General features: G+C 62.9%; 10 protein-coding genes and 1 tRNA gene. 4 read left to right on the forward strand and 7 right to left on the reverse strand.

Annotated features, from left to right (window positions below):
* Positions 1–11 precede the first annotated feature (11 nt).
* Together JQ629_RS05065 and JQ629_RS05070 are read right to left on the reverse strand one after the other, a co-directional pair.
* The gene (locus JQ629_RS05065; protein ID WP_212411603.1) at positions 12–1,004 is read right to left on the reverse strand and encodes a Bug family tripartite tricarboxylate transporter substrate binding protein; all 993 of its coding nucleotides are present in this window, start codon (positions 1,002–1,004) and stop codon (positions 12–14) included.
* 156 nt (positions 1,005–1,160) lie between these two features.
* Positions 1,161–2,423, reverse strand: a complete 1,263-nt coding sequence (locus JQ629_RS05070; protein WP_212411605.1) for an MFS transporter — start codon at positions 2,421–2,423, stop codon at positions 1,161–1,163.
* Positions 2,424–2,612: 189 nt separating this feature from the next.
* Here JQ629_RS05070 and JQ629_RS05075 point away from each other — a divergent pair, with 189 nt between their 5' ends.
* Entirely contained in the window at positions 2,613–3,635 is a 1,023-nt protein-coding gene (locus JQ629_RS05075; RefSeq protein ID WP_212411606.1) for an MBL fold metallo-hydrolase, read from the forward strand.
* Between the two features lie 6 nt (positions 3,636–3,641).
* Positions 3,642–5,030 (forward strand): MFS transporter, encoded by a 1,389-nt coding sequence (locus tag JQ629_RS05080; RefSeq protein WP_212411607.1) that lies wholly within the window; start codon positions 3,642–3,644, stop codon positions 5,028–5,030.
* Between the two features lie 271 nt (positions 5,031–5,301).
* On the opposite strand, the gene JQ629_RS05085 is transcribed toward JQ629_RS05080, so the two are convergent.
* A tRNA-Ser gene (locus JQ629_RS05085) sits at positions 5,302–5,391 on the reverse strand.
* Between the two features lie 195 nt (positions 5,392–5,586).
* On the opposite strand from JQ629_RS05085, the gene JQ629_RS05090 reads away from it, so the two are divergent.
* Entirely contained in the window at positions 5,587–5,931 is a 345-nt protein-coding gene (locus JQ629_RS05090) for a hypothetical protein (protein WP_212268999.1), read from the forward strand.
* 17 nt (positions 5,932–5,948) lie between these two features.
* Here the strand turns inward: JQ629_RS05090 and JQ629_RS05095 are convergent, their stop codons facing one another.
* The 3 genes from JQ629_RS05095 to JQ629_RS05105 all read right to left on the reverse strand — a co-directional run bounded on the left by JQ629_RS05095 (position 5,949) and on the right by JQ629_RS05105 (position 9,954).
* Positions 5,949–7,409 carry a trehalose-6-phosphate synthase gene (locus JQ629_RS05095; RefSeq protein ID WP_212392406.1) on the reverse strand — a complete coding sequence of 487 codons (1,461 nt, stop codon included), beginning with the start codon at positions 7,407–7,409 and terminating at the stop codon, positions 5,949–5,951.
* 208 nt (positions 7,410–7,617) lie between these two features.
* Positions 7,618–8,454 (reverse strand): trehalose-phosphatase, encoded by an 837-nt coding sequence (gene otsB, locus JQ629_RS05100; protein ID WP_212411608.1) that lies wholly within the window; start codon positions 8,452–8,454, stop codon positions 7,618–7,620.
* Between the two features lie 6 nt (positions 8,455–8,460).
* A complete protein-coding gene (locus JQ629_RS05105; RefSeq protein WP_212411609.1) occupies positions 8,461–9,954 on the reverse strand; it encodes an MFS transporter in 1,494 nt (497 codons plus the stop codon).
* A 496-nt stretch (positions 9,955–10,450) separates the two neighbouring features.
* Here JQ629_RS05105 and JQ629_RS05110 point away from each other — a divergent pair, with 496 nt between their 5' ends.
* Entirely contained in the window at positions 10,451–11,431 is a 981-nt protein-coding gene (locus JQ629_RS05110; protein ID WP_212411610.1) for an IS110 family RNA-guided transposase, read from the forward strand.
* Between the two features lie 41 nt (positions 11,432–11,472).
* Here the strand turns inward: JQ629_RS05110 and JQ629_RS05115 are convergent, their stop codons facing one another.
* Positions 11,473–12,486, reverse strand: a complete 1,014-nt coding sequence (locus tag JQ629_RS05115; protein ID WP_212411611.1) for a KpsF/GutQ family sugar-phosphate isomerase — start codon at positions 12,484–12,486, stop codon at positions 11,473–11,475.
* Positions 12,487–12,495: the final 9 nt, after the last annotated feature.

The following is a 12,495-nucleotide window of genomic DNA, read 5'->3' on the forward strand; positions in this document are numbered from 1 at the left end:
GGCACAGGGCCCTACTTCGCTTCGCTCGCCTTGACGCCAGAGCTTTCAACGAGCTTTGCAACCCGTGGCAGGTCGGCGGCGAACAGGCGCGCATGCGCCTCGGGCGTCAACTCGTTCTCAGGGAATGGCAGGGTGCCGAGCTGCGTCAGCTTCTCTAGCAGGACCGGATCAGCGAGCGCCTTGCGGAGCGCCGCATTCAGCGCGCCGACGGTTTCCTTGGGCGTGCCCTTGGCCACATAGAGGCCATGCCACATCGTGTAGCTGACCTCGGGCATGCCGAGCTCGGCGGTGGTCGGCACGTCTTTCAACTGTTCAAGCCGCTTTGGCGACGTAATGGCGATGCCGTGCAGCGTTCCGGCTTGAATCTGCGGCAGCGCGTTGGTCACCTGATCCCACAGCAGATCGATCTGCCCCGCCAGGAGATCGCCGATCGCCGGCGCCGATCCGCGATAAGCCACGACGGTCGGTTTGAAGCCGAGCACATTGCCCATCATCACTGCGCACAAATGACTGTTGGTGCCGATGCCACCATGCGCGAAGTTCGCCTTGTCGCCCTGCGCCTTGATCCACGCCACGTAATCCTTGGGTCCCGCGCCGGGAATAGACTTGCGGCCGATCAGGACCATCGGTGCGTTGTTGACGAGGCCGACCGCCTCGAATGCGGTTGCCGTGTCGTAGCGCAGATTGATGAACAGGCTGGGCGCCGCCAGCAGCGCGACGTGATTGATCAGGATGGTGGAGCCGTCAGGCGCCGATCTGGCAACACGGTCGTTGGCCAGCGTGCTGCCGCCGCCGACCACGTTCTCGATGATGACGCTCTGGCCGAGTGTGCCCGACATCCGCTCGCCGATGAGACGTGCCACGGTATCGGTGCCGCCGCCTGCCGCATAAGGCACCACCAGCGTGATAGTCTTGGAGGGCGATTGCGCTTGGGCCTGCGTCACAAGCGCGCCAAGCAGGAGGCCAAAGCCCGTAAGCGCGCTTCTAAAATGCCGATTGATCACGACGGCGTCCCTCCCTGGTTTTTCTTGTCATGCCGCATGTTTGCGGTCGTGCACGCGTCCGCGAAATCGCACTGCAGCAACGCAGGCGGTATCGCGTGAGCTCAGATCATGCTGATTGTGCGTCAGCAAATCAAATACAAAGCGATGCGGGAATTCCTAGTGCGCCGGGCTCAATGCCGGACGCTGATAGCGAAGCCATATGACGGCGGCGGCGGCGGCCAGCATCAGCAGCACCGAAAACCAGTTGAGCGGATGCCAGCCCCAGCGATCCTGCAGAAACCCAGCCATGAAGCTCGACGTCGCGGTCGTGCTGAAAACCAGGAGATCGTTGAGCGCCTGGGTCTTGCCGCGCTCGCTCGGGCGGTAGCAGGTCGTCACGACAGTAGTGGCGCCGACGAACAGGAAATTCCAGCCGACGCCGTTGACGGTGAGCGCGATCCGGAAATTCCATTCGCTCAGCCCGGCGAGCGCGGCGGCAACGCCGGCCAGCATCAGCATGACGCCCCAGGCCATCACAGTCGTGGCGCCGTACCGGTTGATCAGATTGCCGGTGAAGAACGACGGCACGAACATGCCGAGCACATGCATGAAGATGACCCAGTGGGCTTCCGCATGCGGAAACCCGCAGCCGACGATGGCTAGCGGCGACGCGCTCATGATGAAGGACATCGTGCCGAACGCAAGCATGCCGGCGATGACAGACGCGATGAAGCGCGGCTGGCTGGCAATCACCCACAACGGACGCGGAGGCGCTGCGACCTCGGCTGCACCCGAGGCAGCAGTCGAAGCAGCGACGGAGGGGAAGGTGATGAAGGACATCACAGCAAAGACGATCACGTGCAGGCAGAGGATGGCTGCATACGTCGCAAGATACAGCGGCATCACCAGATCATGCGTCACGCGCACGAGGCTGGGGCCGATCACCGCAGCGGCGACGCCGCCGGCCGTGACCCACGAAATCGCCTTGGCACGGTAATGGATCGGCACCAATTCCGCCGCGGCAAACCGGTACATCTGCAGGCAGGCTACCGCGTAGCCGAGGATGAGACCGCCGGCACACATGACGGCAAAGTTCGCGGTGTATAGGCCGGTGCACATGATGATGGCGCCGGCCATGCCGAACAGCGAGCCGACGCGAAAGCCGATGCTGCGGCCGACCCGCTGCATCAAGAGCGCCGCCGGGAATACCCAGATCATGACGCCGAGGTGCTGCATCGTGACCGGCAGGTTGGCGAGCTCGGGATGGTGATAGAAGGTGATGACGGACAGCCCCGTCGCCGCAAACATCATGGTGTTGCAGGACTGGCCGACCGCCTGGCAACAGGCCAGCAGCAGGAGATTGCGACGTGCGCGCCGGTCGAGGTCCTGCGCCGGGTCGGCTTCCGGCTTGAGCCCTGATTGGGGGTTCAGTGCGTCCATTATTGTTTCTTGCCCAACTGACCTCGGGGGCGCCGCGCGTGACTGCCCGTCACCTTCTCTAGGAAAAACGACTTCTTCTCAAGGGCCGGGTGGAAGATTTTGCTGCCTGCAGCCGCATGGGAGGCATGAAAATCCCTTCGGCGTTGCTGCCCCCGCGAAATCGCGTAAGCTCCGTGGCAGGGGAAACGAATGTCCGATGATCTGAAATTCACGGTCCAGCGCCCGCCGGCCTATGGCGAATTGACCGATGTGCTGCCCGGATTGTTCTGGGTGCGGCTGCCGATGCCGACTGTCCCCAATCACGTCAATTGCTGGCTGCTCGACAACGGTCCGGGATGGACGCTGGTCGATTGCGGGCTGAACACCGACGACACGTTTGAAATCTGGGACAAGCTCTGGCGCGGGCTGTTGCGCGCCCGTCCGTTGCAGAACCTCACCTTCACGCATGCCCATCTCGATCATTTCGGCCTCGCCGGATATCTGGTGAAGGAAATGAAATGCGCGGTGCGCATGCCGCTCGCCGAATGGCTCAGCGGCTGGAAGATGTGGCATGAGCGCGAAGAGGGTCCGGACGAGCATTTTGCCGCCTTCATGACGCGGAACGGTGCCTCCGACGAGGACGCCGCCAGGATCATCCAGGCGCAGCGCCCATCGAAATATCCTGGCCTGCGGCCGCCGCGCGAATTCATTCGCATCCGGGACGGCGATGTGATCGCCATGGGGCAGCGCGAGTGGCTGACGATCACGGCGGGCGGCCATTCGCCCGAACATGCGATGTTCTATTGCGAGAGCGACAAGCTCCTGATCGCCGGCGACCAGATCCTGTCGCACATGGCGCCGTCGGTGATCGTGCCATCGGCGCAGCCGGAAGCCAACCCGATGAAGGAGTACCTGGAAGCGCTGACGCGGCTCGAGGCGCTGTCACCGGATACGCTGGTGCTGCCGTCGCACGGCCTGCCGTTTCGCGGACTGCATGCCCGGCTCGCCCAGCTGCGCGAACATCACCAGGCGCGGCTCGACGACGTGGCATCCGTCGTGTCAGGCAAGACGAATGCGTTCGCGATTGCGCAGGAAGTGTTTCCGCGGGTGCTGTACGCCAATCCGCGCCAGGCTTTTGGCGAGTCGCTTGCGCATCTGAACATGCTGGCTTCGATTGGCAGATTGACGCGCGATGTCGATGCTAATGGTGCGATCAGCTTCGCACCGGCGTAACACAACGTGCCATCAGCAACCGAGCCGAATCCTTCCAAACCATCAGCCGGCCTGCTCCACTCGAAGGGGTGGCAGATCGCGATGATCGGGCTGGGCACGGCGACGGCGCAGCTCGACACGTCAGTCAATATTGCCTTCCCTGCCATCACCCGCGGCTTCGAACTTTCGATCGGCGACATCCAGTGGGTGGTGATCTGCTACGTCTTGACCTACGCCAGCCTGCTGTTGGCGCTCGGGCGCATCGGCGACACCATCGGCCACGCGGTCGTCTACCGGGCCGGCCTGATCTGCAGCGCGGTGGCGTTGCTTCTGGTCAGCTGTGCGCCCAGCTACGGCGCGATGCTGGTGTTTCGCTGCCTGCAGGGGATCGGCGCGGCACTGGTGATGAGCTGCGGCGTGGCACTGGTGACGTCGCTCTACGGCGAGGAGCGACGCAGCCGGGCGCTCGGTATTTACACGATGATGATGGCATTGGGCTGGATGCTCGGTCCCCTGCTCGGCGGCGCTTTGACGGCGATCTGGGATTGGCCGGCGGTGTTCTGGTTCCGAATTCCGATCGCGATCGCGGCACTGCTGCTGCTCCGCGGCCTGCCCGCGGCCCCGCCGCGCCTGACAAGCGAACGCTTTGACATCCTGAGTGGCATCGCATTGGCGCTGGGCCTGGTGACCATGCTGATGGCGATCAACCGCGTCAGAGAGTTTTCCGCCGTCTGGCTCGGATTGCTATCCGTCATGGCGTTTGCAGGCTTTGCCTTCCGCCAATCCCGCGCGGCGCGACCGATCATCGCGATGGAAGTTCTGAAGCTGCCGGGCTTTGCGCTGCTCAACTTTGTCAGCGTGCTGGCCAATCTCGCAGCCTTTTCGGTCTGGCTGCTGGTGCCCTATTATCTGGCGCGCGTACCGGGCTATACGCTGACGGAGGGCGGCGCCATCCTGGCCGCGGGAGCGGCCGGCGCTGCACTGGCAGCGCCGATCGGCGGTCGCCTCACCGGGCGGCTATTCTCATCGGAGCGGCTGGCCATCGCAGGTGCCGCCATCATTGGCGCCGGGCTTCTGCTGCTGGGCGCATGGACGGCGCAGACCCCGACAGCGCTGCGGGTGACAGGGCTGATCGTGCAGGGTATCGGCCTCGGCCTGTTCCAGCTCGCCTATTCGGACATCGTGACTGCAACACTTCCGCTGACGGAGCGCGGCGTCGCGGGCAGCCTTGCGCTGCTGACGCGAACGCTGGGCACCGTGACCGCGGCGTCGGTTTTCTTTCTGGTGTTCGAAATCCTGCAAGCGACGCATGGCTTCTTTGAAGCCTTCCAGCAGACGTTTCAGCTGGCAGCGGTACTGGCATTTGTCGCGGCGGGGCTGTTGATGCTTGCACCGCGCAAGATCGGCAAGGCGTAGACACGCTCAATCCGGCGACACCAGCAGCCACGCCAAATAGCCGTAGTAGCCGACCGCGCCCAGCGCGATTGCGATCGCAAGGCCGGCGATGATATCGGTCGTGGCAGACTTCGACGCCCTCATCCGCCAATAAGACGAATGCTCCGGCGTTGGTTCCTCGGCATTGCCGGCGCATCGGAAGAATCAGCCCGCCGCTGCTCCGCAGCTATGGCGCGGCACCCACTGTCGCTTGCGCTCATCGGCGGGCATGCCGCGCCGAAGCGAAGGCGAATGGCGGAGAGAGTGGGATTCGAACCCACGGTACGGTTTCCCGCACACACGCTTTCCAAGCGTGCGCCTTAAGCCACTCGGCCATCTCTCCGGAGGCCTTCTCTTGAAGGGGCAGGACACATTTTGCAAGGGACCGCGGGCACGCGCGCTGAAATTTCCCCAATTGTTTGAATTTATTGGATAATTTGTCACTTATGTCCGCTGGGGCAACCGCTTCGCGCTGGGCCTTGAACCGGAATCAGGTTATGGCCGACGACCATGGGGGCAACCATGGGCGGAGAACGGCATGATGATCACGCGAGCGCTTTCATTCGCCACCCTGATAGCGGCGCTCGTCGCAGGCGCCGCGGTCCCCGCCATGGCGCAATCCTGCACCCGCCAGGGCGTCGATGTGAGTTGCGACGACGGAAGGCGCGGCATCCTTTCGGGCGAAGCGATCATCTGGGCCGACGGCACGCGCTCGAGCCTGGCCTCGCCGCATCCGAGCGTCATCATCGGCAACAAATCGTCCGTCATCGTCGGAAAAGGCGTGTTCGTCGGCAAGGGCAACGGCGTGGTGCCGATGGAGAATCCGAGCGATCCGCGCCGGGCACGCTGTCCGGTGCTGGATGGCGTCTCCTATTGCTACTGAGCTGTTCGTGGAAGTCTCTAATGATACCGCGCGCCGTTATTGACGGAGCGTAGCGGCAACCGGGTCGGCGTATCAGCCGTGACAGGTTCCAAAGGGCCACTATCGAGCTGGCTTTCCTGCAGCGCGTCGATGAAATCGGCAAACCATTGCTGGATCGTGCCGCCGCGCAGCTTTTCCATCATCGCCTCCCAGCGCATCCGCCGTTCGGTCAGCGGCATCGAAAGCGCCGTTGAGATGGTGCGGGCCATGCCGTCGATATCGTGCGGGTTCACCAGCAAGGCGGTGTCGAGTTCGTTGGCGGCGCCGGCGAATTTCGACAGCACCAGCACGCCGGGGTCGGCGGGATTTTGGGCGGCGACATATTCCTTGGCGACGAGATTCATGCCGTCCTGCAGCGGCGTCACCACGCCGACCTGCGCGGTGCGGTAAAGCCCCGCGAGCACAGCCTGGCCAAAGCCCTTGTTGAGATAGCGGATCGGCGTCCAGTCGACTTCACCGTGGACACCGTTGACGTCGCTGACGAGTCTCGCGACATCGCTCTGCAGATTGCCATAGGCTTCGATTGCGCCGCGCGACGGGGTCGCGATCTGCAGCAGCGACACGGTGCGCAAGAGCTGCGGATGCAACGCCCACATCCGGTCGAACGCCTTGATGCGGTTGATCAGCCCCTTGGAATAATCCAGCCGGTCGACGCCAATCGCGAGCTTCTCGCCATTCAGGCTGCGCCGCAGCCGCGACACATCCGGATGGGTCGTGGCCTTGGCGGCCTGCTGGGCGAATTTCTGCGGATCGATGCCGATCGGAAATACCGCGGCGCGCGTCCGGCCATGGCGCGAGACGACGACGCCGTCCTGCACGGCGAGCCCGAGATCTGACTGCGCATAAGCCAGGAAATTCTCGCAATCCTCTTCGGTCTGGAAACCGATGAGATCATAGGCCAGCATCGCCTCGATCAGATCGCGATGGTGCGGCACGCCTGATATCACCGAGCGCGTCGGCCACGGCGTATGCAGGAAAAATCCGATCGGCTGTGTCACGCCGAGATCACGCAGCTCGGCGCCGAGCGCGAGAAAATGATAGTCCTGAACCCAGAACGCGGAGTCCGGCTTTTTGAAGCGCAGCAATGCGCGCGCCATGAAGGCGTTCACTTCGCGATAGCTGACGTAATCGTCCTGGGAGGCGCGAATCAGATCGGCGCGGGAATGCAGCGCCGGCCACAGCGCCGAATTCGCAAAGCCCTCGTAATATCCGCCGTAATGCGCCGCCGGCAGATCGAGCATGGCAAGCGCGCCCGCGCCCAATGCTTCAATTTCGGCGAAAGGTTCCTTCAGGTTCCCGTCACGGACGCGACCGCTGGAACCGACCCAAATCGCCCCGGACTTTTCGACAACCGGCAATAAGGCCGCCGCGAGGCCACCGGTCATGGGTTCATTGGGCTTTCCGCGCGCAACGCGGTTCGAGACGACGACGAGGTTCACAGGTCCCCTCCTGTTGCTGCACTCGCGAATTAACAACCATTCATCAATATGGTTCCTGGCCAACCTTTCAACGAATTGAAACCAAATTCGGGCTGGCGCGGACGGAACTCACCTGAACTCACGAAAAAGAAAATTTTTCGCGAGATGATGGTGATGCGTCAGGGAACTGTGTTCTAAAACCGGCGCCATTTGCAAAATCGTGCGCGGATCATGGCAACGCCGCGTCTCTTTCGTCGTCGAGCAGGTGCGCTAGAAACTCTCTAACATCGCTCGGCGAATCGAAATGTCCCTGCACGCCTTGCGCGCGGCGACCGACAGAGAATGCGAGACCATCGTAATCAGGCATGATGCCGAACACCGTTTCGTCGGTGACGTCGTCGCCGATGAAGAGCGGACGGCGGCCCTTGAACGGTTCGCGCGTCATCAGCTCGCGCACGCCGGTCGCCTTGGTGAAACCGGAATGCTTGATCTCGCAGACGCATTTGCCCGGCAGTATCTCGATCGGCGCATTCGGCAAATCGGCGCGGATCAGCGACACCGCTGCATAGATCGCCTTCTCCGCATGCGGCGCCAGGCGATAATGCAACGCCAGTGAATAGCCCTTGTCTTCCAGCAGTATTCCCGGGCTGAGCTTGGCAATCGCCGCCAGACGGCGCTTCAATTCCCTGTCCATCGGCGGCGCATGGGAATCGACCGATTCGTTGTCGGGATCGATGCGCATTTCCGCGCCATGGCCGCCGACGGCCGGGAATTGATCCGGTGCGAAAATCAAGTCGATATCGTTGAGCGAGCGGCCGCTGACGAGCGCCAGCGCACCGTTGGTGCGAGCCAACAGCCGGTTCAGCGTCTTCGACAGCCCCGACGGCACCCAGACCTCGCGCGGCGTCGGCATCAATTCGAGCAGCGTGCCATCGATGTCGAGCAGAATCGCGGTTTCGCTCAAATGCGGTACCAGCGAGCGCGGCACCGGAACGGTTTCCGGCGCACCTTCCTCCTCGCCAACGATCTCATCTTCCAATGGCATTTCCAACAGATCCTCGTTCATCTCATCCTACTCCACAAAGGCTAGCGGTCGTGCAACAGTTTCGAGCGACTTGCGCTCGGCGGCGACGGCGTATCGCCACGCCACGGCTGCCGCAACGACCATCAATGCCGACCCCAACAGGTAGCCGGCGAAAACACTGGTGCGCGATCCCGTATCGATCAATGCACCAAACAAAGCAGGCCCAATTACGCCGCCAATTCCGGTGCCGATCGCATAAAACAGCGCGATCGCCAGTGCGCGCACCTCCAGCGGGAACGTCTCGCTGACGGTGAGATACGCCGCACTCGCCGCGGGCGAGGCAAAGAAGAAGATCACCATCCAGGCGATCGTCTGGGTCTGCGCGGTCAGGGCCCCGATCGAGAACAGATAGCCCGACAGCGCCAGCAGTACACCCGACACGCCATAGGTCAGCGTGATCATCTTGCGGCGGCCCAGCGTGTCGAACAGCCGGCCCAGCAGCAGCGGACCGAGAAAGTTACCCGCCGCGAACGGGAGGATATACCAGCCGACATGATTGGCCGGAATGCCGAAGAAATCGGTCAGGATCAGCGCGAAGGTGAAGAAGATCGCGTTGTAGAAGAACGCCTGCGCGACCATCAGCACGAGGCCAACCATCGAACGCTGGCGATAGACCGTCAACAGGGTGTGCGCGACTTCGCGCAGCGGCGTATGGCTGCGCATACGCAATCTGATCTTCGGCAAGACATCCTTCGTCTCATCCCGTACCTGCCCCGCCGACTTCTCGATTGCATCCACGATCGCGTGCGCCTCATCGGGACGGCCATGGATCATCAGCCAGCGCGGGCTTTCCGGAATCCACATCCGCATCACGAACACGACAAGGCCGAGGACGGCGCCGGTCATATAGGCGAGGCGCCAGCCCATATCGGGGCCGATCCACGCCGGATCGAGCAGCACGATCGCGCAGACCGCGCCGAGCGCAGCTCCGAGCCAGAAGCTGCCGTTGATGACGAGATCGGTCCAGCCGCGATAGCGCGCCGGCACCAGTTCCTGGATCGTCGAATTGATCGCGGTGTATTCGCCGCCGATCCCGGCACCGGTCAGGAATCTAAAGAGCGCATAACTTCCCACGCTCCATGAAAACGCGGTTGCCGCGGTCGCCGTGAGATAGACCGCGAGCGTGATGAAGAACAGTTTCTTGCGGCCGATCCGGTCGGTCAGCCAGCCAAAGCCGAGCGCACCGAGCACGGCGCCGGCGAGATAGGCGCTATTGGCCAGTCCGACATCGAAATTCGAAAACCGAAGCGTCGGGCTTTCCTTCAACGCACCGGACAAGGCGCCGGCCAGCGTGACTTCCAGCCCATCCAGAATCCAGGTGATCCCGAGCGCCAGCACGACGCGGGTATGAAATCCGCTCCAGCTGAGATCATCGAGCCGCGCCGGAATGGAAGTTTCGATGACGCGATCATTATCCTGCCGCACGGCTGCGGCGGCGGGATCATTCGCTGCCGAACGTTTCCCTGTCAGCTGCACACCCATGGGAATTGAACCAATGAAAAAACACCCGGAACGCCCCAGCCCCAAGGTTCTTTGGCCCGAATTAAGGCAGACGTGATGCCCGCCACGGGGAGACAACGTCCGCGTGGTGTCATGGTTCCCGCATTGCGGCAGGGGAGCCGTGCGGATTTAGCGCCGTGGTTCCCCCACGTCATTGCGCTTCTCAGCTCTCTCCACACGTCGTCCCGGCGAACGCCGGGACCCATACTCCGCGGCGTTCATTGTTTTAAGAAGGTATCTGACGCCAGCGCTCTCACGGATAGGCCGCGGCGTATGGGTCGTAAGTCTCGGTGCCTCGATTAAGATGGGGCGATCGAGGCGGGCGTTGCGGGGTTTATGGGAGGTCGTTGGCGGCCGTCGGGATCTCGCACCCCGCCTCGTTTAATTGAAGGGCCGGACACCCGGACGGTAGCAAGTGCTGGCCGCACGTTTGACGATCCAGGCACCGGCCCTGCCTCGTGAACAAGGCAGGAGCAGCATGACACTCTCTCATTTATTGGACAATACATTCGTCGGCATCGATGTCGGTGGTGCGGGCCTGGACGTGGCATGGCATCGGGGCGATAGCGCCCATTACGCAAATCGCCCCGATGCCATTGCCACGTTGGTCGAGCGGTTGCGGGCCGGGCCTCCCTTGACGCGCATCGTGCTGGAACCGACTGGCGGTTATGAGAAGCCGCTGGTGAAGGCGTTGCGTCAGGCGCAGCTGCCGGTTGAGATCATTCATACGACACGCTTCAAGGCCTATCGCCAGTTGGTAGGGGTCAAAGCCAAGTCCGACACCTCGGATGCCCGATTGCTCGCATCCTATGCTGCCGCTCCTGACGAGGTGCGCGGCCGCAAGGCCGGTCACGTCGAGTTGCCGGAAGATGCGATCCGCGAGGCGCTGTCGGAACTCGCGAGCCGCCGGGATCAGCTCAAGCATATGATCCATGCCGAGACCTGCAGGCTCGGCACGGTGCGGATGATCGAACTCCGCCAGGCGATCGAGAACCATCTTGAGACCCTTAAAGCCGAGGACAAGCAGGTCCATCGGATGATGCTGGCCTTGGTTCGTCAGCGTCTCGATTTGCAGCGTGATCAGCGCCTGCTTAAAACCATCAAGGGCATCGGCCCGAAGTCTGCGCTGGCGTTCCTTGCTTCTGTTCCCGAACTCGGCAGGATCGACAACAAGGCAGCGACGGCGCTCATCGGTGTTGCTCCCTTCGTCCGCAACAGCGGTACCATGAACGCACCGGCGCGAATCCACGGCGGGCGAGCAGCCGTGCGCAGTATCCTCTACATGGCTGCCGTCACTGCCAGCAGGCACAATCCGGTGCTGCGCCCCTTCTACGAACGCCTCATCGCCAAAGGAAAACCACCCAAAGTCGCCCTCATCGCCGTGCTTCGACGCCTCGTCGTCTTCGCAAATGCCGTAATCAGGTCCGGCCAGCCTTGGAAAGGTGCTACAGCCTCTTGACAGCTAACACGGTAGATCCCGGCCTTCGCCGGGACGACCAATCAGGCCACGCCCGCGCGCAGCAAATCATGCAGATGCACGATGCCGACCGGCTTGCTGGCATCGGTCACGATCAGCGCGGTGATCTTCGAGGAATTGAGGATCTCCAGCACCTCGCCTGCGAGCAGGTCGCGGCCGATGGTCTTCGGATTCTTCGTCATCACCTCGTCGACGGTGGCGGTCATCAGATCGGGCCGCATGTGGCGGCGCAGATCGCCGTCGGTGACGATGCCGACAATGTGGCCACGGGCATCAGTGATACCAACGCAGCCAAAGCCCTTCGACGACATCTCGACCAGCGCATCCGACATTTTGGTGCCGAGCGGCTTCAGCGGCACGGCGTCGCCTGAATGCATGAGGTCGCGGGTGTATTTCAACAGCGCGCCCAGCTTGCCGCCGGGATGCAGCACGCTGAAATCGACCGAGGTGAAGCCGCGGCCCTCCAACAGCGCGATCGCCAGCGCGTCGCCGAGCGCCAGCATCATCAGCGAGGAGGTGGTCGGCGCCAGATTGTGCGGGCAGGCCTCGCGCGCTTTCGGCAAGGTCAGCGCGACGTCGGCGGCCTTGCTCAGCGTCGATTCCCGGTCCGCGGTCATCGCGATCAGGGGAATGCTGAACCGGGTGGCGTAGGTGATGAGATTCTTCATCTCCGGCTGCTCGCCGGACCATGACAGCGCCAGGATGACGTCGTCGGCGGTGATCATGCCGAGATCGCCGTGGCTGGCCTCCGCGGCATGGACGAAGAATGCCGGCGTGCCGGTGGAGGCAAAGGTCGCCGCGATCTTGCGGCCGATATGGCCCGACTTGCCGAGCCCGGTCACGATCAGCCGCCCCTTGGCGTCGCCGATGCGATCGACGGCCGCCGCGAACGGCGCGCGGAGGTCGGACTGCAGCGCCGCCGTGATGGCGGCGATGCCGCCGGCCTCAACATCGAGCGTGCGCAGGGCCGACTCGATGGCGGCGTTGGCATGATCGGTGCCGGATGATTTTGCCATCAGCGGTTTCGGCTTGGCCATGTCTCAAGT

The organism is Bradyrhizobium sp. AUGA SZCCT0222, assembly GCF_018130205.1.
GTDB lineage: Bacteria > Pseudomonadota > Alphaproteobacteria > Rhizobiales > Xanthobacteraceae > Bradyrhizobium.

Coding starts and splice junctions, on each gene's coding strand:
- JQ629_RS05090 (WP_212268999.1), top strand. CDS start 5,587: ATGATGATCACGCGAGCGCTTTCATTCGCCACCCTGATAGCGGCGCTC.
- otsB (WP_212411608.1), bottom strand. CDS start 8,454: ATGAACGAGGATCTGTTGGAAATGCCATTGGAAGATGAGATCGTTGGC.
- JQ629_RS05115 (WP_212411611.1), bottom strand. CDS start 12,486: ATGGCCAAGCCGAAACCGCTGATGGCAAAATCATCCGGCACCGATCAT.
- JQ629_RS05110 (WP_212411610.1), top strand. CDS start 10,451: ATGACACTCTCTCATTTATTGGACAATACATTCGTCGGCATCGATGTC.
- JQ629_RS05070 (WP_212411605.1), bottom strand. CDS start 2,423: ATGGACGCACTGAACCCCCAATCAGGGCTCAAGCCGGAAGCCGACCCG.
- JQ629_RS05075 (WP_212411606.1), top strand. CDS start 2,613: ATGTCCGATGATCTGAAATTCACGGTCCAGCGCCCGCCGGCCTATGGC.
- JQ629_RS05105 (WP_212411609.1), bottom strand. CDS start 9,954: ATGGGTGTGCAGCTGACAGGGAAACGTTCGGCAGCGAATGATCCCGCC.